We start from the raw sequence: 22,214 nt of genomic DNA on the forward strand, positions 1-22,214 counted from the left end.
CAGTGTGGCCGATCACCCTCTCAGGTCGGCTACGCATCGTTGCCTTGGTAGGCCGTTACCCCACCAACTAGCTAATGCGCCGCGGGCCCATCTGTAAGTGACAGCCAAAAGGCCGCCTTTCAACCTTCCTCCATGCGGAGAAAGGTATTACCCGGTATTAGCCCCGGTTTCCCGGAGTTATCCCGATCTTACAGGCAGGTTGCCCACGTGTTACTCACCCGTCCGCCGCTCGTTCTACAGGTTTCACCCCGAAGGGATCCGCCTGCTTCCCGCGCTCGACTTGCATGTATTAGGCACGCCGCCAGCGTTCGTCCTGAGCCAAGATCAAACTCTCCATAAATGATGAGCTTGCTTGCTCGTTCAAAAAACTAGCTTGTATATCTTGCTTGACATACTGGTTGTTTTGTTCAGTTTTCAAAGATCAAAGCCGCATCAGCGACAGTAATTAAATTTTATCATCATTGTCACTTGATGTCAATTCCAATTTTTAGGATGTTTTGTCAGTTGATAAGTTCAACGCGACAGCAATAAATATATTACTATGTGTAGCTGAAAAAATCAAGAGGATTTTAAAATCTTCGCTGTTTTATAGGATGGGAAGTCCAGATATCTGCCTATACCCCACTTCCCACCATTTAAAACGTTAAAAAATCAATTCTCCATTCCACTTCATCATTCCACCTGCAAGGTTATGAACGTTAAAACCTTCATCTTTCATAAACAATGCAGCATTCATACTCCTCACCCCCGAATGGCAAATCACTATATATTCTGTTTGCTTGTCCAGCGATTCTATCGCTTCCGGTATCTCGCGCAGAGGGATATGCACAGCCCCTTCGATCATTCCAGTAGCGACTTCTTCTTCTTCTCTTACATCTATCAAGGATACTTTTGTATCCTGTTCCAACATTTCCTGCAATTCTGCTGCAGTTATTTCCTTTATGGATTCCATCATTTGATTCTCCTTTAAAACCTGAATTTTAAATCAGTCACCAGCTATATTATAAAAGGATAGACTTCAAGAGACAACAAGGAGGGCGGGATAAGAAAAACATTTAACATCGAAAGTAAAATACAATGGATAGTATGAAAAAACTGTGTTGGACCCTGCTGATCGCGCTACCCGATTACAAAAACCGAACGACTTAGAATAACCGTTCGGTTTCTGTTTGGCTATGCTTTTATGCCGATTTTCACCTTTTTAATTAGCCACAATATTAACCAGTTTACCTGGCACGGCAATGACTTTGCGGACTGTTTTGCCTTCAAGCCAGTCTTGGATACTCTCTAGTTCCAACGCCTGTTTCTCCAACTCATCTTTTGAAGCGTCTTTAGAAACCATCATTTTGGCGCGGACTTTACCCATTACCTGTATTGCTACTTCGACTTCATCTTCTACAAGCTTCGCTTCGTCAAAAGCAGGCCAACTTTGGTATGCAAGTGTTTCATTGTGCCCAAGTGCCTCCCAGATTTCTTCCGCCAAATGTGGCGCTACAGGGGAAAGAAGCTTTACAAACCCTTCCGCGAAAAGTTGAGGGATTTCTTTTGCTTTGTATGCTTCGTTAATAAACACCATCATTTGGGAAATCCCTGTATTGAAACGTAGAGCCTCAAAGTTTTCCGTCACTTTTTTGACCGTTTCATGATAGGCCTTTTCTAGGGACGTATCGCTTGAGTCCGCGACGATTTTTGCAGCAGGCTTTCCATCCTCTGTCACAAACAAACGCCAGACTCGGTCCAGGAAGCGTCTTGCTCCGTCCAGTCCATTCGTGCTCCAGGCTACTGCTGCATCCAGCGGTCCCATGAACATTTCATAAAGTCTGAGTGTATCTGCTCCATGAGAAGCAACAATTTCATCAGGATTTACGACATTGCCCTTGGATTTACTCATTTTCTCATTGTTTTCTCCGAGAATCATTCCCTGGTTATATAGTTTCTGGAATGGTTCTTTTGTTGGAACCACTCCGATATCATACAAGAATTTATGCCAGAAGCGAGCATAAAGCAAATGAAGAACAGCATGTTCCGCTCCGCCGATATACGTGTCTGCCGGAAGCCATTTTTCCAATCTCCGATAATCCGCAAGTGCATCTGGATTATGAGGATCGATGTAGCGCAAGAAATACCAACAGCTTCCCGCCCATTGCGGCATCGTATTCGTTTCACGCCGGCCCTTTTTGCCGGACTTCGGATCGACTACAGTGACCCAATCTTCTATATTGGCCAGTGGAGACTCGCCGGTTCCTGATGGCTTTATTTCCTTTGTTTTTGGAAGTTCAAGCGGCAGGTCCTCTTCCTTTACTGCAGACATGGTTCCGTCTTCCCAATGGATAATCGGGATAGGTTCCCCCCAGTAACGCTGACGGCTGAACAGCCAGTCGCGAAGGCGGTAGGTTACCTTGCGTTCCCCTTTTCCATTGGTTTCCAGCCATTCAATTGCTTTAACAATGGCTTCCTGCGTATCCAATCCGTCAAGAAATGCAGAATTGATGTGAGGACCACTTCCTGTATATGCTTCTTTTTCCGTATCGCCGCCTTCGACCACCGGGACAATCGGAAGTTCGAATTTGACAGCGAACTCATGGTCTCTTTCATCATGAGCAGGAACTGCCATGATGGCACCTGAACCATAACTCATCAGTACATAATCGGCAACCCATATTGGTAACTTTTCTCCATTGATCGGATTCACCGCAAACGCACCAGTGAAAACCCCGGTCTTTTCCTTCGCAAGATCTGTACGTTCTAAATCGCTTTTCGCCTGGATTTCCTTGATATAATTGGCGACTTTTTGTTTTTGCTCATGGGAGACAATTTTGTCAACCAACGGATGTTCCGGTGCCATGACTGCATAAGTGGCACCGAACAATGTATCAGGACGAGTCGTGAACACGGTGAATGAATCTTCCATACCTTCGATTCCGAAATAAACCTCTGCTCCTTCAGAACGGCCGATCCAGTTTCGCTGCATATCTTTGATGCTTTCCGGCCAGTCAAGCTCCTCCAGATCCTCCAATAACCGGTCGGCATAGGCTGTTATTTTCAGCATCCATTGCTTCATGGGTCTCCGCTCGACCGGATGGCCGCCACGCTCGCTTTTTCCATCGATCACCTCTTCATTGGCCAAAACGGTACCAAGCGCGGGACACCAATTAACAGGTACTTCATCTATATAAGCAAGTCCTTTTTCATATAGCTTCAGAAAAATCCATTGTGTCCATTTATAGTAATTAGGATCAGTAGTGTTGATTTCCCGATCCCAATCATATGAAAAACCGAGCTCCTGGATTTGCCTGCGGAAGGTTTCTATATTTTGGCGAGTGAATTCTTCCGGATCATTCCCTGTATCCAATGCATATTGCTCAGCCGGTAGACCGAAGGCATCCCAACCCATGGGATGCAATACTTCATAGCCTTGCATTCGTTTCATCCTTGCAATGATGTCGGTTGCTGTATAACCTTCCGGATGACCAACATGCAAGCCTGCACCGGATGGATAAGGGAACATGTCGAGGACATAATACTTATCCTTGTTTGTATCACTGTCTGATTTAAATGTCTTGTTGTCCAACCAATAATTTCGCCATTTTTCTTCTATTCTTCGATGATCAAATGACATGGGTCATTCCTCCTTCAATTGATTCGACCTGCCCCCCAAGCCGCAAAAAACTGCAAAAAAGCTATAAAAAAATCCCTCCATCCCATAATGGGACGAGAGATTAATCCCGCGGTACCACCCAACTTAGCGCAATAAGCGCCCGCTTGAAGCCTTAACGCGGCCGACGGCAAAAGCTACTGGCAGATTCACTTCTGCGACATCAAAGGCGAGTTCATAATGTCCGGGAACAGCTTGCACCGGCCGCTGTCTCTCTGACACCCGGAAACATTATTACTACTCCTTATCCAAGTCGTTCATTTGTTAATGTAACCGTATTGTAAAGAAACCCCAGGTATTTGTCAAGGTTTGTGACAAGACGGGCATACAAGTCCGTTTAACGTTGGAATGTATCGACTGTTTCGTTCAATTCATCTGTCAGTTTTCTCAACTTCGCAACTTGCTCTACCATATGATTGAAAGCTGTCAATTGTTCTTGTGTAGAAGCGGAAATTTGTTCATTTCCAGCAGCTGACTGTTCCACAACTGCACTGATGCTTTCCACATTTTCCAGCACTTTTTGCCCAGTTTCTTTCGAGCGTTGAATGCCATCCAGCAAAATCGATAACTCTTCGCTGAAACCTTCCACCTTCTGTTCGATATTGGCAAAAGCAGAAGTTGTTTTATCCATGGAAGCCTGCTCCTCCTGTACGATACCGGCTCCTCTTTCTGCTGAAATGGTAATATCGCTGATTCCTTCTTCGATTAACTTTACCATTTCAAAAATATGCCCCGTTGCAGTCGAAGAGTCTTCCGCAAGCTTGCGCACCTCCTCTGCAACAACTGCGAAGCCCTTCCCGGCTTCCCCTGCCCGTGCCGCCTCTATGGCAGCATTCAATGCAAGCAAATTCGTTTGGTCGGCAATCTCGGCAACCGATTTAGCCATGTTGTTGATTTCTCCTGTATAGTTGGCAAAAGTCTCAGCTGCTTGTCTTATTTCCTTCGATGTCTTGGCATTTTCCACTACTAGTTGTTGTTGAGATTGAATTGCTTTTTGTCCGATTACGACTGCTTCCCCGGCAGCATTTCCGAATGTAACGGCTTGTTGCGTGTGTTCCACATTTTCTGAAAAGTCATGATCCATTTGTTCAATCAAAGTCACTGCGTCCTGCAAATCTTCCGAAATGGACTGGGTACCTGCAGATAGCTCATCGGTGGATACAGCAACTTGTTTACTCACTTCAGTCAGAGACTTATTCTCTTCGTCGATTACAGCTGCAAAGTTTTCGACATCTTTGCTCACCCCGTCAATGGAGGAAATCAAGTCGCGCAGCTGTCCCGTCATTTTACTGAACGAAACATTCAACGCTCCCAGTTCATCTTGCTTATTGTAATCCAGAGGGCGGACTGCCAAATTCCCAGTCGCTATCTTTCCGGCATTATCGGCAAGCCTACGCAGGGTAGTCGAAATAGAATTCGTCACTTTCAGGGTAGAGAAAGAAGCAAGAATCAGCAGTACGATACAACCGATCAAGGAAGAAACGATCGTAAACCGGATTTGGTTTTTCAACTGCTGTTGTATATCCTGGTAATTCCTTTCAGCCGATTGGCTAAGCATGTAGATATCGTTCAGTATGCCATCTGTCCGGATCGATTGACGCTTTGCTTCACCGAGGTCCTTTTCCTCAAGGGAAGCAGCAACTCCCTCCTTCCATTCGGCGAATTTCGTTTCTGCCTTTGTCAGATAACCTAGGCTCGATTGGTCGGTTACTGACGCTTTTAATTCTTCAAGCAATGCCTGACTTGCTTCCATTTGTCTAGTCGATTCCTGTTTTAAGGCATCGGTTCCTGAAAAAGAAAAATTGCTCAAGCTTTGCTTTGTCCCATTCATTTCTGATTGAAATTTTTCAATATTCAACAGGATGGAAACTTGGTCGGATGATGATGATTGAATGTGCAACATATTATAAATAATAAATCCTACGATTAAACAAGCTAGCAATAAAATTCCGAGTGAGTTGAGTAAAAGTTTTTTCTTAATCGTCATGATATCCCCCTAGCATTATTGCATTAATTCCTGCTTTGCATCTTCCAACAACTCATTTTCTTTCTGGGTCAGGTTAACAATCCGAACAGGAGCCAATCCCACACCTTTTTCTTCTAACCCGAGGTCCAATTGCCCCTGCTTAATTTCATTATTTTCCACTAATTGGGAAGCAAGTTCATAAACCGCGGCATCAATATTCTTCATGACAGAAGTAATCACCGCTTTTTCGGCATGGAAATATTGATCCGAGTCCACGCCAATTGCATATATCCCCAGATTCTGTGCCTCCTTTAAGGCGCCCGTTCCTGTAAACCCGGCGGCTGCGAAAATGACATCTGCATCTTTGTCTGCCATTTCGCCTGCAAGTTTTGCTCCCAGCTGGTCGTTACCAAAGTCACCGGCATACTCTACCAACACATTGATGTCGCTGGAAACCGACCTTGCCCCTTCTCTGTATGCGTGCATAAACTGGTTGATCGTGTCGTTGTTTTCCCCTCCAATAAACCCGATTGTATTACTATCGGAAGTCAGGGCCGCCAGAACCCCTGCCAGATAACTACCCTGGTCAGCTTTAAAAGTGACCGAGGTTACATTCTCTAAACCTGAAACGGCGTCGATTAATACAAATTGCTGGTCTGGGTTTTCTTCTGCGACTTTTTCCAATTCCTCTTGCACCATGTACCCGAGCCCGATAATAATATCATTATCCTCTGCGATCAGCTCGTTCAAGCCTGGTTCATAACTGCCTGATTCATCTAACTCCCTGTAATCGAACACAATGCCAAGCTCATCTCTGGCTTTGATCAACCCGGTGAATGCAGAGTCACTGAACGATTGGTCGCCAAGACCGACATCCGAGAGCATAATCCCGACTTTCAATGGTTCTTCCTCTCCTTCGGCAGTTTCCTGTTGACTGCATCCGGCGACAAAAAGAACCGATATCAGAGCAAATAAAGCAACTAATGCGATTTTTTTCATTTGTGTAAAAACTCCCCTTTAAAAATAGTCCCAAAGGTAATATCGGGAATTGAGTGAATATGTGAAGGATGCCTTCCCGGATTTCACTTTTAAATATAAATTCAAAATATTTTTTCTATTTATCACACAAATGGAAAAGCGCAAGCGCCTGTTTAAAGGTGTACAGGCTAAAGCCGCCACTTCCTGTAGCAACGCCTGCATGACCCATATCGTGTGGGCCTCCGACAAGCTTAAGAACAGCCTCGGCGTGGCGCTTTTGCCACACAGAGGGTGGGGCTCAAGACCTCGAGAGGTAGGCGCTGGAGCTGGACGTGGCTGTTTCGGCCAATAATTATCCACAGACAGTTATTTTTATAATTTCCCATACAATAAAAAAGAGTGATTTTCATTGTTGGATACAAGAAAATCACTCTTTTCAGGTTGACCACTGTTGATTTCACGATGGGCGATAGGTGATGCCTGCGGGGACAGCGCGAGTAGAAGATCCACTTAATCAAGTGTCCCTCTTCACCAAGTCGACTGAGGCCGGACCCGCTGCCCAGCAGCCACCGCCAAGCGATTCGCGGAGTCAAAAACTAACGTTGACAGCAGATTCGATTAACAGGGGCTTTTCAGTGTCCCAGTATGAACTGTGGCGGTATTCTTGATTATTCACCAGCTAAATCGTTTTGATCCAGTATCATATCATTCAAGCATTGGCTGGCCTTCAAATGCAGCCGGTGCAGTTGTTCACGTTGCTGAGCGTTGGAGCTGTCCATTAATTTGGCGATTTCCGCTTCCATTTGGGTCAACTTTGCCTGCGCTTCAGAATAATCGGCATCGACTGAATAGCCATTTCGATTGGTGATATCGAGCTGTTCTTCTGCATTTGATATACAGTCATTTGTTCTGGCAATTAGATCATCGATTGATTGTCTGGTAGCCAATTTCATCACCCCTTTATAAGGTGTGCATTCTTGGCTATTTTCATACTCTTGCTATAGCTGTGCTATTTTCCCCAACAGGAGGTTATGATAAAATATGGACTGCTTCCACTTCAAAAGAAGGGAAAGAGGAAATCGTGAAAAAGGTTATACCATTTGCACATGACTTATTAAGAGAAACCGTAAAACCCGGAGAGATAGTGGTTGATGCCACTTGCGGCAATGGACACGATACAGCATTCTTGAGTAAGCTTGTCGGCGACAAGGGTACCGTTTACGCTCTGGATATCCAACAGCAAGCAATTGACCGGACAAGGCTGTTACTTGAACAACAAAGAATTTTCAATGTCCGCCTCTTGTTGGCTGATCATCAATATGTGAAAACTTACATACCAGCGACATCTCATGGGCAAATTGGCGGGGCGATATTCAATTTAGGCTATCTGCCCGGAAGCGACAAACAGACGATTACGACCCCGGAGAGCACAATAGGGGCAATTCGAGCTTTAGCCGATATCATGAAACCCGGTGGTTTAATCGCTATCGTCGTCTATTATGGTCATCAAGGCGGCCAACTGGAGAAACAGGAACTGCTCGATCATCTTGCCGGTTTGGATCAAAAGGAGTTTTCTGTCCTGCAGTACGCATTTATCAATCAGCAGAACAATCCGCCGTTTCTGCTTGCTCTCCAAAAAAAGGGATAAACAAAGCACAAGGCCGATTGTTCTGCCTTGTGCTTTTTCTCATCGTTTGAAGCGATTGTACACTTTCACGTTCAGATGGAAAAAAGCCGACCTGATCCCCCCGGCCCGCAAAAGCTTCCTGGTCACTTCCCTTCCTCCGGACAGGTGGGCAACTTTAGGGTCTGCCAAATAGAGTCCGACAAGTCCGTTATGTACCATTTCATGAAATTGACGGTCTGGCAGCCGTTGTACATTTTTGTTTGTTTGTTCAATGAAAAATAGGAGACGCCGCTTCATTTCTTCCGGTGTCTTATAGTAGTTGCAAAAATTCAAGTCGCCTTCTTCAAGGTCCTCCTGCTGATCGATATAATAATCCAGCAATATATGCAACCCCTGCATGAAAGGAAAATAACTTTCAAACAATTCATCAGCAAGCGACTGAGACATTCTGCCACCCATCGTGTAGGAAACAAGGCAAAAAATACCGAGTGTGGAACCGCTGCATGCTGAAAATTCATACCAGCTTAAGTAAGGCCATTTTTCCCTGTACTCCTCGAACCATTCTTCCAATCGCGGAATTCGTTCTTCTTCCTTCACATGCTTATGTACCTGGAGATCGGCATAAAGTCCCTCAAGCTGTTGAATATGAGTACTTATCAACGGATAACCGCTCAGATTGCGCAGGCAGTTTTGACAGGTCCTTACCAAGTCTGATAAGTACTCTCCATCATTCTGTTCATCTCGGTAAAAATAATAAAGTTTTATTGATTCAGCCGGTTTCAATGCGTCTTGCATCGATTGATGAAGCATCCGGAAATCTCTTGGATCAAGCGAGGTGCTCCGATCACATAAGTTGTCGAGGTAATCACTGATTGTTTGATAAGCAACGATAAAACGGACGGCTTCTCGCCAATATGGACCAGCCAAAATACTATAAACAGCCCCGCCTTGACAGTGGAATTTTTTGTCTCTTATGCTGTCTTGTGCTTGTTTACGCAATTCGTGATCCGGAATCTCGTTTGCTCTGTTTTTCCAGAAAGACAACTCACGATCGACCTGCGGGAATATTCTTGTGTACACATTTTTCATTAAAATCGGCGAAGTTCGCGGGATGCTGTATGGCAAAGTTTCTCCCTCTTTCTGTTTCTTTAAAACATTTTTGTCAACTGAATTTGGTTTAAATGGCCGCTTGCATTTATGATACTATTATCTATATCACCATAATTTACAGGGGGATTCAAATGATTTACGAATATAAAGGGAAAAAACCTGTCATTCATGACTCCGCTTTTATAGCCGAAGATGCTGTCATCACTGGAGAAGTGACCATTGAAGCATTTGCGAGCATCTGGTTCAAAACAGTTATCAGAGGCGACGTCGCTCCCGTCCATATCGGAAAACAGGCAAATGTCCAGGATCTCAGCCTGTTACACCAAAGCCCCGGTCTTCCACTTGTCATCGAAGACGGTGTTACGATCGGCCATCAGGTGACGTTGCATTCAGCCAAAATCAGGGAAGCAGCCTTGATTGGAATGGGTTCCATCATACTTGACGACGCAGAAGTTGGAGAGCACGCCTTCATCGGTGCGGGAAGCCTTATCCCTCCCGGCAAAGTTATACCGCCAAACACTCTGGCTTTCGGACGGCCTGCCAAAGTGGTCCGCGAACTGACCGAAAAGGATTTCAAAGAAATGGGCAGAATCAGACAATCTTATGTGGAAAAAGGGCAGTATTATAAAAATCAGCAGGAAAAATAACGTCAAATTGTCAAAATTGCTTCCTGTTTATTTTGTCGAAATGCGTTATTCTATAAACAGGAGGTGCAGTGTACCGTGCTATTATTTATCGGGTTTTTTGCATTCCTGATGACACTCATGCTCACATATTTTCATCGAAAAGCGAAAAAAACAACTTGGCGGCTTTTTTATAAATCCAACGCATTACTGTTTGCGCTTTGCACTGTTACAGTTTCACTGATCATTCTTTATCATAATCGGACGGCCTGGCAGCCGGCAGCGACAGAATGGATAAAAGAACAGGCCAATCCAGTACGGGCCCTGGCAGATGAGCTTCCTACAGCCGAATTGGAGCCTGTTTTCCCCTTGATAGAACAATTTCAACTTCCCGAGTCTGTTCAATTGGATGCACCTCTGATTATGCAATACCCGGAGCTGCCACGCGGTTGCGAGGTGACCAGCCTGGCCATGCTTCTCCAATATAATGGAGTAGAAGTATCCAAATTGAAACTAGCTGATCAAGTTGAAAAAGATCCCACTCCATTTCATAAAAATGAAAAGGAAATGTTCTTCGGCAATCCTTCCAAGGGTTTTGTCGGTGACATGTATTCTCTGGACAAGCCCGGGTTCGGGGTTTATCACCAGCCCATCGCACGACTTGCAGAAAGATACCTGGGTGACCGGGTTCACGATTTCAGCGGCGGACACTTTTACGAAATTTTCAACTATCTCCATAACGGCCAACCGGTTTGGGTCATCACCAATACAACCTTTAAAAAACTGCCAGAAAAAGAATTTCAAACTTGGAATACGGAACAGGGAAGTATCAAGATAACGATGAAGGAGCATTCCGTCTTGGTAACCGGATATGATGAAACGTACATTTATTTCAATGATCCACTTGCCAAAAAACAAAGAAAAGCACCCATCAATGACTTCAAAGAAGCGTGGGTGCAAATGGGAAAGCAAGCAATTACGGTTAAACCGTAAGCTTGCTTTTTGTTTGGTCTTCTTCTTGCAATTCCTCGAAAGAATACTTTCTTTCCACATAAATTTGGTGCCACAACATGAACATCAATACCGTCCATATTTTTCTGCTATAATCGCCTTTGCCCTGGCAGTGCTCCTCGAGAAGGTTCTCAATGTACCCTTTGTGAAGCAAGTGATCTGTTTCACTTTCGGCAATCAGGTTTTTTGCCCAATCATAGAGCTCATCCTTCAGCCAGTGACGAATCGGTACTGGGAACCCAAGTTTCTTTCGATCAAGGACATGATCAGGCACGATGCCTCTTGATGCTTCGCGCAAAATACTTTTAGTTGTCCCGTTAGCGATTTTTAAGTCGACGGGAATTTCACTTGCGATACGGAACACTTCTTTATCCAGGAATGGCACACGCAATTCAAGAGAGTGGGCCATGGTCATTTTATCTGCTTTCAATAAAATATCCCCGCGAAGCCACGTATGAATGTCGATATATTGCATTTGATTCACCGGATGTTCACCTGCTACGTTGGCATAAAGCGGTTTGGTGATTTGCTGGTAATACAAATCAGGATGATAGGCTTTCAACAGCTGTTTTTTCTCCTCATCCTCGAACATTTTTGCGTTGCCGATATACCGATCCTTCAGTGGCGTGGTTCCTCGTTCCAAGAAGCTCTTGCCCCTGACACCTTCAGGAAGCACGGCCGCCACTTTGGAAAGCAATCCTTTGGCAGGTGACGGAATCGACTCGAACAATTTCAACGATTCCGGCTCGCGGTAAATATTATATCCACCGAACAATTCATCAGAACCTTCACCGGAAAGCACAACGGTTACATGCTTACTGGCTTCTCTTCCGACAAAATACAACGGTACACATGCCGGATCTGCCAGCGGATCATCCATATGCCACATAATCTTCGGCAGTTTTTGCACATATTCTTCCGGCGTGATCGTGTACGAGATGTTTTCGACATTCAGTTTTTCCGCAGTTTCTTTCGCTACATCCACTTCGGAATAGCCATCTCTTTCAAATCCTACCGAGAAGGTTTTGATATCGGGGTTGAACTCCCTGGCCATTGCCACAATCAATGAAGAGTCAATCCCGCCGGATAAGAATGAACCGACCGGGACATCACTGCGCATATGAACATTGACAGAATCATACATAACATCCTGGATACGTTTGATCCATTCGTTTTTTTCCATTAAAACCGGCGCGAATTTGGCATGCCAATAGCGTGTGAATTCAATCGGTTCGCCTGGCTTTTTGACAAAGAAATGGCCCGGTTCCACCTTTCTGATGCCCTTGGTCAATGTCAGTGGTTCTGGAGCGAACTGAAAGCTTAAATAGTGCTGCAGGGCTGCAGTATCAACTTGCTCACTTTCCATCATCATGGTAATGCTTTTTTTCTCGGACGCGAAGTATGTACCCTCGTCCATTTCGCTGTAAAAGAGCGGCTTGATCCCGAAAGGATCTCTAACCCCATACAGTACTTGCGTCTGCTTATCCCAAATCAACACAGAAAACATTCCTCTTAGTTGTTCAAAAGCGGCGGTTCCGTGCTCTTTGAACATAGCAATGATAACTTCCGTATCAGATTCGGTGGTAAACGTGTATCCTTTTTCGATCAATCGGTCGCGCAGCTCGATATAATTGTAAATCTCTCCATTAAAAATCATCCAATAATGGTCGTCATCATAATTGAACGGCTGCTGACCGCTTTCTATGTCGATTATGCTTAATCTTCTAAAGCCAAGTGAAATATATTCATCATAGAAATACCCTTCGTCATCGGGCCCTCTATGGGAAATAATGTTATTTTGCTTTTGAAAGGTATTTTTGTTGTCTTGTTCTGGTGCTTGAGGTTGGTTGCGGATCATTCCGATAAAACCACACATAATCTTGCCTCTCTTTCTATATGTTTACATCTTGTTAATTATAGCACAATCCAAATTTCAATACTAACCGAAAAAGGGGCGGAAAGTGCAATATCACAAAAAACCTGCCAAAAGACCCGGCAGGCTTCCTAAATATTTTTTCGGAAACCTGGACGGGTTTTCGGCAGTTTCTCCTACCAAAAAAGGAAAGGAAGCAAGGTAAGTGCCGCTATGGAGGCGAATGCTACTCCATATGCAGCTCCGTAGCCCCATCCCCAGCCTGGTCCATATAAAAACAAGCCCGGACCGCCGGGACCAGGATCTCCGACTCTTTCTTCGATCGGGCGGATAAACACACGGTCCCTGTGCACTCTATCGATGATTCCCCGATGCACAGTGCCATCATGACAGGTAATCTTGACCGCTTCCCCAATATTTCTGTTGCACGTTTCAAAATGGCTCAAAGAATAACCTCCTTTGCCTGGCATCTAGAACTTTCCATGAGTTCTTCATACGCCGGTTACAGCCATTATATGAAACCATCCCCCCAGCCCAATCGGGCGGTTGGACCAGAATTGCTGCGGATTTTGATTTTCAAAACCATTTGCCCTTCTGCGTATATTGGGTTTTCATTCTCGGTATCCGACATGCTGTTTGAGTTTATTAGCTGTAGATTCCAACAGGTCTTGATTGATTTTTACATAGTAAATTCCATTAATGAATGTTTCCTCCGTGCCCTTTTCCATATCCATGATCTCGACGGATGCAGCATTACTCCCATCCACTTGGAAATGGTTAAGAATGTTGTCGGGTATATCCGTTTCACTCACTTCTAATATCTTGTTTATTTGTGAACCGGATAATCGCTCTTCCAGTAAATCTCTCATTTTATATAGCTGGACTGGACCATTCTTGCGGTCGTCTTCCTTTATTCCCAACATCCCGTATATTTCTTCTTCGGAAAAAATGGAATAGTAATCAATGGGCATATCGAAAAGTGTAGAGACTGTTGCCAAAACAGCTTCTGGGGAGGAATGATAAGCATAGGCATGCATTAATTTGTCTTTCTGGGTCATTTCTCCTGCAGGATCACTTATATCCACATAAGCATCACTTGGGATGGGCACTAACTTTACACTTTTATCGATGCTATTATAGGTCAGCAAAATATGAATCGAAGTTCTACCACTATTGTCTTCAACCGTTTCCTTTCCGATCAGTAACGCGGAAAATGATGTGTTTTTCTGCTCAGAGGCCTGATTCGAACTCGGTACCTTTGTTTCATTGGTTTGATAAAATTCAGGTAAAAGGAAACCGATCATTATGAGCACTACCATCAAAGTGCCCAATATGGGGCCGACATACCGTTTACCAATACGGCGCAAGGTAGTGCTCCTTTGATGATAGGGGGCAGGGCTCCGCTGGATTCTTTTAAACGTTTCCAACCTGTCTTTTTTAGTGAACGTCAAATCCTGATTGTCTTCATACCTTGATATTCGCTTAGTGAATTTCCCCATACACCTCAGCCTCCTCAAGTAAATTTTTCAGTCTCTGTTTCCCTCTTCTCAGTCTCGTTTTAACGGTGTTCAAATTCAAACCAGTGACTTCCGCTATTTCCGTGATAGCTAAGTCTTTGTAATAATATAAATAAATAACTTCCCTGTAGCTTGCGGGTAAAGAAAACATAATATTTTTCATTTCTTCAGATTCCGATTTTTTTATGACCTCCTTTTCTGTCAAGGAGGAAATAGATTTAATCGCATTTACAAAAGCGCTTTTCGTTTGGACTTTTCGGTAATGCCAGCTTCTTAAATAATCTTTGCACTGGTTGACCGTGATTCGGTATAACCATGTTTTCATCGAAGAATCGCACCGAAAGCCATCTAAGTTTTCATAACATTTAATGAAAGAATTCTGAACCATGTCTTTTGCGGTTTCCCTGTCTTTCACGTAGTTGAATGCCAATCTAACTAAATCACTTCCATGTTTTATCATCATTTCTTCCAAGATAGCTTCTTTTTCGTCTTTTTCCATGACTCCCCTCTTTTCCACCTTTCTCAAGTAGCTCCATCTATAGACGAAAGCCGAAATTTATTTGTTTCAGATTCCAATAACTTTTTTGAAACGCTCAAATGTTATACGGAGGAAGCGGATAAACAACACTATAAATCCTGTCTATTAAATAGGACATTTTTCTATAATCGGTTGAAGAGGCAATGAAAGAAACAGCGGAGGAAGGTATGTTCAGGGCGCTTTATTACAGGGACGGGTAAAATACCACAAAAGAAAAACCGAACGAGTTCGAAGGTCGTCCTTCGAATCATCGTTCGGTTTTCGGTTGAGTCACGGTTTTCCCCCGGCCGCTCTTATTGATTTAAAATTTTCTTCAAGCTGTCGACCTTATCGGTCTGTTCCCAGGGGAACATGACGTCAGTTCTGCCGAAGTGTCCATAGGCAGCTGTGTTTTGGTAAATAGGACGTTTAAGATCAAGCATCTTGATGATACCGGCAGGGCGAAGGTCGAACAATCCTCTTACAGATTTCACCAATTCATCTTCCGTCACTTTTCCCGTGCCGAAAGTGTTGATCGATATAGATACCGGTTCTGCAACACCGATTGCGTAAGCAAGCTGCACTTCACAGGATTCGGCCAGTTCCGCTGCTACGATGTTTTTCGCTACATAGCGCGCAGCATATGCAGCCGAGCGGTCCACTTTTGTGGCATCTTTTCCGCTGAATGCTCCGCCTCCGTGACGGGCATAGCCCCCGTAAGTATCTACAATGATTTTTCTGCCGGTCAAGCCGGCATCTCCTTGTGGACCACCGATTACAAATCTTCCGGTAGGGTTGATGAAGTATTTTGTCTTATCGTCCAGAAACGCTTCTGGCACAATCGGCTTAATGACGAATTCTTTAATGTCCTGTTGAATTTGTTTGAGCTCGATTTCCGGATGATGCTGAGTGGAAACGACAATGGTATCCACTCTTACCGGTTTGTCATTTTCATCATACTCGACCGTCACCTGGGTTTTTCCGTCCGGACGCAAGTATGGCAGGATGTTTTCTTTTCTCACATCGGACAAACGTTTACTGATTTTATGGGCAAGTGAAATGGGAAGCGGCATAAGCTCTGGTGTTTCATTGTTTGCATATCCGAACATGAGGCCCTGGTCACCAGCACCGATTGCTTCGATTTCTTCATCGTAGCTTGTATCCTCGCGTGCTTCCAATGCCTGGTCAACCCCCCCTGCAATATCTGGGGACTGTTCATCAATTGCAGTAAGGACAGCACAGGTCTCTGCATCAAAGCCATATTTTGCTCTTGTGTACCCAATATTTTTCACTGTCTTGCGAACAATGCTTGGAATATCCACGTAAGTACTGGTAGTGATTTCCCCCGAAACTAAAACAAGTCCCGTCGTAACGGTTGTCTCGCATGCCACACGAGCATCGGGATCACTTGCTAAAATTTCATCTAAAATGGCATCAGAAATCTGATCACATATTTTATCCGGGTGTCCTTCTGTAACCGATTCTGAGGTGAATAATCGACGATTTGCAGTCATTCTGCTAAATCCTCCTTCATTTCATCAAATAATACGGAACCGCTCTTTCCTAGGTATGTTATTACAAATTCATTCAGCAGGTGAATTTCCATTTCCGTTTCAACTGTTTTTTGTCCTCTATACGAATAAAATCATATGCGCACGGTAAATTACCTTTTACCAAACAAAAAACCTTTCCTTAATAGGGAGAAGGAAAGGAAAATGGCCTTTCTCATCTTATCGTCCAAGGTAAAACCTTGCATCAGGTTGGCACCTTTTCATCTTCGTGATGGTTGCCGGGTTTCTTCGGGCCTGTCCCTCCGCCGTCTCTGGATAAGAGAGTATCCGTTCGCACTTTATCGTAACGAAACAAGCCGGCGATGTCAATAAATTACCACCTTTTTGGTTGGAATTAAACACTCCTATTGCGGGAGTTTGCACACGCCGTTTGTGCATTTGTTTTTGAAAATGCGATAACGGTTTCTGGCTATCAACCGGTATACTGGATCTCCTACCACTTCGGCCTTTGGCAAGTACATCAAGACTCCGAGAGGGGCAGTCAAAGGGCAGCGCGCAAGCATAAACCGGACTGCATGGTAACCTGTGCTTATCTTCCCGTCCGGCTTCACGATATGGATTTCACCCATCATCGCCTCCCGTTGTTTGTCCGAAATGGTTTGCCTTTTTTCATATTCCTGCAGCGACAACCAGCGAAAAGCACCAAACCAGTCCAGCATTTCAATTGCTTGTTTTGTCTGACGGCACAAATAACAATCTCCATCATAAAGTACAATTGATTTACGTTCCATATTATCCCGCCTTTTTTAAAAGATAAATAAAAATCTCAGAGAATGTCTAAGCCCGTACTTCTTTTTCCCACAGCCGCTTGACGCGCTTTTCTTGTCTTTTTAATCCTTTACCCTTTATTTTAACGAAAATAAAACGATAGCGGAAATCTAAACGATCATCTTTCAATTTGTCATTAAGTATGTTATATATTAACCATTATGTTATACTACTCGTTATCAAGCCATCAATTCATACAAAGGAGTGAGCATGTGAACCACACAAATGAAAGCGCTTCTAAATTATCCGATTCCCTGCAGAACTGCAGACTCAATCTTTCAACAGAAGAACTGGTCGAAATCATCGAGGAACGCGGCGAAGGCAGCATAACTGCCGATGGGGCAGTCAGCGTCACTACCGGAAAATATACCGGGCGCTCTCCGAAAGACAAGTTCATTGTAAACGAAGGGGAAGCTTCTGAACAAGTCGATTGGGGTTCTGTCAACAAGCCGATGGATAAAGACAGCTTTAACGCCTTGTATGAACGCGTAATCGCATATCTTCACTCCCAGGATACAGTGTTCCGTTTCAGCGGATGGGCAGGAGCTGATACAGACTACCGGCTGCCGATTGAAGTCATCACCGAATTTGCCTGGCACAATTTGTTTTCCCGACAGCTTTTTATCCGCGAAGAAAAAAGCAATGCCGATCATCATGATGCGTTCACTGTCATCTCCGCCCCCACGTTCAAAGCGGATCCGAAACGGGATAACACCAATTCAGAAGCTTTCATTATTATTTCTTTTGAAGAAAGAGTCATCCTGATAGGTGGAACCGAATATGCCGGGGAAATTAAAAAAGCTGTTTTCTCGGTTATGAATTACTTGTTGCCGCAACAGGGAGTGCTCCCTATGCACTGTTCTGCCAATACTGGAGAGACAGGAGATACTGCCTTGTTTTTCGGCTTGTCTGGTACTGGCAAAACAACCTTGTCAGCAAACCCTGACCGCCGCCTTATCGGAGATGACGAGCACGGGTGGTCAGCCAATGGCATTTTCAACATCGAAGGGGGATGTTATGCCAAGTGTGTCGGACTGAGCGAGGAGAAAGAACCTCAAATATACCATGCCATCAAACATGGTGCAGTTCTGGAGAACGTTTTCTGTCATAATGGAAGGCCCGATTATTCAAATACGGAAAGGACGGAAAACACACGGGCGGCTTATCCACTTACCCACATTGACAATAGTATTTTTCCGAGCCAGGGATCGCATCCCAAATCGATTATATTCCTGACTGCCGACGCGTTCGGTGTCCTTCCGCCGATCAGCAGATTGACAAAGGAACAGGCCATGTATCATTTTCTGAGCGGATACACCAGCAAGCTGGCTGGTACAGAGCGGGGGGTCACCGCGCCGGAAGCAACTTTTTCCGCTTGCTTCGGTGCACCTTTTCTACCGCTTGCTCCAGCGGTATACGCAGACATGCTCGGTGACAAAATAGACGAATATGATGCAGATGTATATCTGATCAACACCGGTTGGATAAAAGGACCGTTCGGCATCGGAGAAAGAATCCCGCTCGTTTATACAAGATCGATGGTCGACGCCGTCCTCGAACATAAACTTGATGGAATAAACACAGTACCGGATGACTTCTTCGGTCTCCATATACCGGAATCCATTCCCGGTGTTCCCAGTCAATTGCTGAAACCATGGGAAGCATGGGATTCCTATTCCTCTTATCAGGAAAAAGCAGCACAGCTTGCGGCTAAGTTCCATGATAATTTCCGGTCTTTTGCAAAGGTAAGTGAAGAAATCAAAAATGCCGGCCCTGTGTACTCCAGGTAGATGGACACAGGGCCTTCAGAACCGCCACTCCATTGTACTCGCCCAAATCCTGTAGAGAATCTTCTGATTTTCTGCAGGATTTTCATTTCTCCTTTTTTGAACTATCCCACAATCCTTCACAAATGAGATGCTTAGCTAAATAAAATAGCAAATATTTTTAATTAACCTGCAGGAAAATCGGCCGACTGTTCTTAACTTCCTCTACCAGTGGGCATTATGCCTGCTTATTTTTGATTCTATTCGCCTGGGCATTTCACACACTTTGGGCTTGCGCATACAATAACCCAACCGAACATATTTCAACGAAAGGTTGACCGATATGAAAAGAAAACAACTGTTTGGCTTATTTATACTTGTATGTGCGCTTGCATTAACAGCGTGCAGCTCGAATGGAGGAAAAACGTCGGTGAAAATCGCCGAGGTCACCCGCAGTATTTTTTATGCTCCTCAATATGTCGCATTGGAACAAGGCTATTTTGCAGATGAGGGACTGGAAGTCGAGCTGCAGACGACTTGGGGAGGAGACAAAACCATGACGGCGTTGTTATCCGATGATGCAGACGTAGCATTGGTCGGATCCGAAACATCGATTTACGTAGCTTCGCGCGGGGCCAACGATCCGGTTATCAACTTTGCCCAATTGACCCAGACTGATGGCACTTTCCTGGTAGCAAAGAAACCAGATGAAGATTTCACTTGGGAAAATTTAATCGGAAGTGACTTTCTCGGACAACGAAAAGGCGGTATGCCGCAAATGGTCGGTGAATATGTGTTGAAACAGCACGGAATCGACCCGCACGAAGATTTGAACCTGATTCAGAACATCGACTTTGCAAATATTCCTGGAGCATTCACCTCCGGGACCGGAGAATACGTCCAGTTATTCGAGCCGCAAGCAAGTAAGTTCGAAGCGGATGGAAACGGTTATATTGTTGCTTCGTTCGGTGAAGAATCGGGCCATGTGCCATATACGGTGTTTATGGCAAAACAAAGTTTTCTCAATGACAATGAAGAAACGGCGCAAAAATTCACCAGAGCCATTTACAAAGCGCAAACCTATATCCAGGAACAATCACCTGAAAAAATTGCTGAAATTGTAGCACCGTATTTTGAAGATGTAGATGTAGAGCTGCTCAGCTCCTCCATCGAACGCTATAAAAGCCAAGGATCCTTTGCAGAAGATCCCATTTTGGATGAAGAGGAATGGACCAATCTCAAAGAAATTATGGAGGAAGCAGGGGAACTTCCCAAGGATATCCCATATGAGGAACTTGTAAACACTACCATTGCCGAAGATGTGATGACAGAATAGGAGGAGAAGACAATGGCATTCCTGGCTCTCAATCACATTTCCCATCAGTATTTCACGGAAAAAAGCTATACAAAAGCATTGGATAATATCACCTTGACAGTGGAAGAAGGCTCGTTCATCTCCATTTTAGGTCCAAGTGGCTGTGGAAAGACTACATTGCTTTCCATCATTTCAGGCCTGATCCAGCCTACCCGGGGCGAAGTGACACTCGGTGATAAAAACGTAACAGATGCAGAGGCGGAGATTGGCTACATGCTTCAACAGGATTATTTATTCCCTTGGAAAACGATTCTTGATAATGTCCTCATCGGCCCGAAAGTCCAGCAAAAATTAACGGGAGCCATACAAAAACAGGCAATGGATTTTTTGAAGGAGATCGGTCTGGGGACTGTTATTCATGCCTACCCCTCCGAACTTTCCGGAGGCATGCGGCAGCGTGCTGCACTGATTCGCACGCTTATTACTGATCCGAAACTGTTATTGCTGGATGAGCCGTTTTCTGCACTCGACTATCAAACAAAATTGAAGCTGGAGGACTTGGTTTCACGTCTATTGAAGGAATACCATAAGACCTCGGTACTTGTTACCCACGACATTGGCGAAGCCATCGCGATGAGTGATCAAATATACTTGATGAAAGCAAATCCCGGGGAAATAGCAGAGGTTTTTGAAGTACCAATCGAACTAAGAGATTTGCCTCCTTTTCAAGCAAGGAAGCATCTAAAATATCAATTATTGTTCGATCGTATATGGGAGGAGTTGAATTCCCTTGAAAATAAACAGCAAGTCTGACGATCAACTTTTTGAACTACACCAAAAACGCCGCAAGTCTTATCGTAAAAGTGTTATTTTTTGGCAGTGCATTATTTTTGTTGTATTCTTTGCCTGCTGGGAATTGGCGAGCAGACAGGAATGGATTGATCCGTTGATCTTCAGTTCCCCATCCCAAGTCGGTTTGCTGTTCACAGAAAATCTGCTGGATGGGTCTCTCTGGTTTCACCTTCGCGTTACGCTTATTGAGACGATTATCGGTTTCGCGGCCGGTACCTTGCTCGGGATCATTCTTGCTGCCATCTTATGGTGGTCCGAAAAACTATCCAGAATTTTAGATCCTTACTTAGTCGTACTAAATGCCATGCCGAAGGTTGCCTTAGGGCCGATTATCATTGTTGCCTTAGGACCGGGCTACTTTTCGATCATTGCAATGGGAGCGATCATCTGTGTCATCATTACAACCTTGGTTGTCTACTCTGCCTTCCGGGAAGTGGACGAAAACTATGTGAAAGTGTTGAAAAGCTTCGGAGCCAGCAAGAGACAATGCTTTACAGCAGCCATTCTTCCCGCCTCCTTCCCGTCTATGATTTCCACCCTGAAGGTGAATGTCGGACTTTCCTGGGTTGGAGTGATTGTAGGGGAATTCCTTGTTTCCGCCAAAGGCCTGGGCTACCTGATTGTCTATGGCTTTCAAGTCTTCGATTTCACCCTCGTTCTTTATAGCTTGCTGATCATTGCGATTCTGGCCGCGATCATGTATCAGCTTGTTGAAAAACTTGAAAAATGGCTGATCAAAAATGCCAGGCAATAATCTATCTACTCTGTTGAAAAGCCTGGAACAAAAGCACCCTGACCAAAAATAAAAGCCGAACGATATTCGTTCGGTTCTTTGATTAGGAAAGAGTAAACCATTCAATAGTGGAACTCTCCACACATAGCGATGCGCGAATCAAACAACAGTATAAATAGGCAGTCAAGCTTTACAAAAAAGCCGAGCGAATTCACTCAGCATTTAGAGTTCGCTCGGTTTTTGCTTTGGCAGCCATGTTTTTGTACCCGCAACTTTTAAAGTTGAAAGTGTTGAATGAAACTTCGACAACCGGAAGGTCATTTTAGGATCAG

The 22,214-nt window shown here is 44.4% G+C and carries 20 protein-coding genes, 1 rRNA gene, 1 riboswitch and 1 other annotated feature; of the genes, 8 read left to right on the forward strand and 13 right to left on the reverse strand.

Going from position 1 to position 22,214, the window contains the following annotated elements; genetic code table 11:
- The 5 genes from F6X55_RS18350 to F6X55_RS18370 form a co-directional block, all read right to left on the reverse strand.
- A 16S ribosomal RNA gene (locus tag F6X55_RS18350) occupies positions 1–340 on the reverse strand; the annotation flags it as partial.
- Positions 341–643: 303 nt separating this feature from the next.
- A complete protein-coding gene (locus F6X55_RS18355; protein WP_153465219.1) occupies positions 644–952 on the reverse strand; it encodes a rhodanese-like domain-containing protein in 309 nt (102 codons plus the stop codon).
- A gap of 249 nt (positions 953–1,201) precedes the next feature.
- Complete coding sequence (gene leuS / locus F6X55_RS18360) at positions 1,202–3,619, reverse strand: leucine--tRNA ligase (RefSeq protein WP_153465221.1); 2,418 nt, start codon at positions 3,617–3,619, stop codon at positions 1,202–1,204.
- Between the two features lie 85 nt (positions 3,620–3,704).
- Positions 3,705–3,915 (reverse strand) — a binding site (T-box leader).
- A gap of 77 nt (positions 3,916–3,992) precedes the next feature.
- Positions 3,993–5,642 carry a methyl-accepting chemotaxis protein gene (locus F6X55_RS18365; protein ID WP_153465223.1) on the reverse strand — a complete coding sequence of 550 codons (1,650 nt, stop codon included), beginning with the start codon at positions 5,640–5,642 and terminating at the stop codon, positions 3,993–3,995.
- 15 nt (positions 5,643–5,657) lie between these two features.
- Positions 5,658–6,620 carry a BMP family lipoprotein gene (locus tag F6X55_RS18370; RefSeq protein ID WP_153465225.1) on the reverse strand — a complete coding sequence of 321 codons (963 nt, stop codon included), beginning with the start codon at positions 6,618–6,620 and terminating at the stop codon, positions 5,658–5,660.
- 49 nt (positions 6,621–6,669) lie between these two features.
- On the opposite strand from F6X55_RS18370, the gene F6X55_RS18375 reads away from it, so the two are divergent.
- Positions 6,670–6,951 (forward strand): hypothetical protein, encoded by a 282-nt coding sequence (locus F6X55_RS18375; protein WP_153465227.1) that lies wholly within the window; start codon positions 6,670–6,672, stop codon positions 6,949–6,951.
- Positions 6,952–7,267: 316 nt separating this feature from the next.
- Here F6X55_RS18375 and F6X55_RS18380 read toward each other — a convergent pair whose 3' ends face one another.
- The gene (locus F6X55_RS18380) at positions 7,268–7,546 is read right to left on the reverse strand and encodes a DUF2524 family protein (protein ID WP_026569641.1); all 279 of its coding nucleotides are present in this window, start codon (positions 7,544–7,546) and stop codon (positions 7,268–7,270) included.
- A 134-nt stretch (positions 7,547–7,680) separates the two neighbouring features.
- On the opposite strand from F6X55_RS18380, the gene mnmM reads away from it, so the two are divergent.
- A complete protein-coding gene (mnmM, locus tag F6X55_RS18385) occupies positions 7,681–8,247 on the forward strand; it encodes a tRNA 5-(aminomethyl)-2-thiouridylate-methyltransferase MnmM (RefSeq protein WP_337189845.1) in 567 nt (188 codons plus the stop codon).
- A 39-nt stretch (positions 8,248–8,286) separates the two neighbouring features.
- On the opposite strand, the gene F6X55_RS18390 is transcribed toward mnmM, so the two are convergent.
- Positions 8,287–9,351 (reverse strand): tetraprenyl-beta-curcumene synthase family protein, encoded by a 1,065-nt coding sequence (locus tag F6X55_RS18390; RefSeq protein WP_272914955.1) that lies wholly within the window; start codon positions 9,349–9,351, stop codon positions 8,287–8,289.
- 116 nt (positions 9,352–9,467) lie between these two features.
- Between F6X55_RS18390 and F6X55_RS18395 the strand changes: the two genes are divergently transcribed.
- Together F6X55_RS18395 and F6X55_RS18400 are read left to right on the forward strand one after the other, a co-directional pair.
- A complete protein-coding gene (locus F6X55_RS18395) occupies positions 9,468–9,983 on the forward strand; it encodes a gamma carbonic anhydrase (RefSeq protein ID WP_153465229.1) in 516 nt (171 codons plus the stop codon).
- A 75-nt stretch (positions 9,984–10,058) separates the two neighbouring features.
- The gene (locus F6X55_RS18400) at positions 10,059–10,952 is read left to right on the forward strand and encodes a C39 family peptidase (RefSeq protein WP_237648713.1); all 894 of its coding nucleotides are present in this window, start codon (positions 10,059–10,061) and stop codon (positions 10,950–10,952) included.
- On the opposite strand, the gene asnB is transcribed toward F6X55_RS18400, so the two are convergent.
- The 6 genes from asnB to F6X55_RS18430 all read right to left on the reverse strand — a co-directional run bounded on the left by asnB (position 10,942) and on the right by F6X55_RS18430 (position 17,179).
- Complete coding sequence (gene asnB / locus F6X55_RS18405) at positions 10,942–12,846, reverse strand: asparagine synthase (glutamine-hydrolyzing) (protein WP_153465231.1); 1,905 nt, start codon at positions 12,844–12,846, stop codon at positions 10,942–10,944. The two genes, F6X55_RS18400 and asnB, sit on opposite strands and share 11 nt — an antisense overlap.
- A gap of 173 nt (positions 12,847–13,019) precedes the next feature.
- Positions 13,020–13,289, reverse strand: coding sequence for a hypothetical protein (locus F6X55_RS18410; RefSeq protein WP_026772396.1), 270 nt, complete (start codon positions 13,287–13,289; stop codon positions 13,020–13,022).
- A 165-nt stretch (positions 13,290–13,454) separates the two neighbouring features.
- A complete protein-coding gene (locus F6X55_RS18415; protein ID WP_153465233.1) occupies positions 13,455–14,342 on the reverse strand; it encodes an LCP family glycopolymer transferase in 888 nt (295 codons plus the stop codon).
- Positions 14,326–14,859 carry a sigma-70 family RNA polymerase sigma factor gene (locus tag F6X55_RS18420; RefSeq protein ID WP_026569635.1) on the reverse strand — a complete coding sequence of 178 codons (534 nt, stop codon included), beginning with the start codon at positions 14,857–14,859 and terminating at the stop codon, positions 14,326–14,328. The genes F6X55_RS18415 and F6X55_RS18420 overlap by 17 nt, the downstream gene beginning before the upstream one ends.
- A gap of 332 nt (positions 14,860–15,191) precedes the next feature.
- Positions 15,192–16,391, reverse strand: a complete 1,200-nt coding sequence (metK, locus tag F6X55_RS18425) for a methionine adenosyltransferase (protein ID WP_153465235.1) — start codon at positions 16,389–16,391, stop codon at positions 15,192–15,194.
- Between the two features lie 213 nt (positions 16,392–16,604).
- Positions 16,605–16,710: riboswitch (SAM riboswitch) on the reverse strand.
- A gap of 82 nt (positions 16,711–16,792) precedes the next feature.
- Positions 16,793–17,179 carry a thiol-disulfide oxidoreductase DCC family protein gene (locus F6X55_RS18430; protein WP_035426655.1) on the reverse strand — a complete coding sequence of 129 codons (387 nt, stop codon included), beginning with the start codon at positions 17,177–17,179 and terminating at the stop codon, positions 16,793–16,795.
- A 249-nt stretch (positions 17,180–17,428) separates the two neighbouring features.
- Between F6X55_RS18430 and pckA the strand changes: the two genes are divergently transcribed.
- The 4 genes from pckA (at position 17,429) to F6X55_RS18450 (ending at position 21,903) form a co-directional block, all read left to right on the forward strand.
- Entirely contained in the window at positions 17,429–19,006 is a 1,578-nt protein-coding gene (gene pckA / locus F6X55_RS18435) for a phosphoenolpyruvate carboxykinase (ATP) (protein ID WP_035426654.1), read from the forward strand.
- A gap of 319 nt (positions 19,007–19,325) precedes the next feature.
- The gene (locus F6X55_RS18440) at positions 19,326–20,318 is read left to right on the forward strand and encodes an ABC transporter substrate-binding protein (protein ID WP_153465237.1); all 993 of its coding nucleotides are present in this window, start codon (positions 19,326–19,328) and stop codon (positions 20,316–20,318) included.
- 12 nt (positions 20,319–20,330) lie between these two features.
- Positions 20,331–21,110, forward strand: a complete 780-nt coding sequence (locus F6X55_RS18445; protein ID WP_153465239.1) for an ABC transporter ATP-binding protein — start codon at positions 20,331–20,333, stop codon at positions 21,108–21,110.
- The gene (locus tag F6X55_RS18450) at positions 21,088–21,903 is read left to right on the forward strand and encodes an ABC transporter permease (protein WP_153465241.1); all 816 of its coding nucleotides are present in this window, start codon (positions 21,088–21,090) and stop codon (positions 21,901–21,903) included. Before F6X55_RS18445 ends, F6X55_RS18450 begins: the two co-directional genes overlap by 23 nt.
- The last annotated feature ends 311 nt before the right edge of the window (positions 21,904–22,214 follow it).

It is taken from the genome of Sediminibacillus terrae, from assembly GCF_009602435.1.
GTDB classification, from domain to species: Bacteria; Bacillota; Bacilli; order Bacillales; family Amphibacillaceae; genus Sediminibacillus; species Sediminibacillus terrae.

Coding starts and splice junctions, on each gene's coding strand:
- F6X55_RS18420 (WP_026569635.1), bottom strand. CDS start 14,859: ATGGAAAAAGACGAAAAAGAAGCTATCTTGGAAGAAATGATGATAAAA.
- F6X55_RS18370 (WP_153465225.1), bottom strand. CDS start 6,620: ATGAAAAAAATCGCATTAGTTGCTTTATTTGCTCTGATATCGGTTCTT.
- F6X55_RS18365 (WP_153465223.1), bottom strand. CDS start 5,642: ATGACGATTAAGAAAAAACTTTTACTCAACTCACTCGGAATTTTATTG.
- leuS (WP_153465221.1), bottom strand. CDS start 3,619: ATGTCATTTGATCATCGAAGAATAGAAGAAAAATGGCGAAATTATTGG.
- F6X55_RS18440 (WP_153465237.1), top strand. CDS start 19,326: ATGAAAAGAAAACAACTGTTTGGCTTATTTATACTTGTATGTGCGCTT.
- F6X55_RS18415 (WP_153465233.1), bottom strand. CDS start 14,342: ATGGGGAAATTCACTAAGCGAATATCAAGGTATGAAGACAATCAGGAT.
- asnB (WP_153465231.1), bottom strand. CDS start 12,846: ATGTGTGGTTTTATCGGAATGATCCGCAACCAACCTCAAGCACCAGAA.
- F6X55_RS18355 (WP_153465219.1), bottom strand. CDS start 952: ATGGAATCCATAAAGGAAATAACTGCAGCAGAATTGCAGGAAATGTTG.
- F6X55_RS18395 (WP_153465229.1), top strand. CDS start 9,468: ATGATTTACGAATATAAAGGGAAAAAACCTGTCATTCATGACTCCGCT.
- metK (WP_153465235.1), bottom strand. CDS start 16,391: ATGACTGCAAATCGTCGATTATTCACCTCAGAATCGGTTACAGAAGGA.
- F6X55_RS18430 (WP_035426655.1), bottom strand. CDS start 17,179: ATGGAACGTAAATCAATTGTACTTTATGATGGAGATTGTTATTTGTGC.
- F6X55_RS18445 (WP_153465239.1), top strand. CDS start 20,331: ATGGCATTCCTGGCTCTCAATCACATTTCCCATCAGTATTTCACGGAA.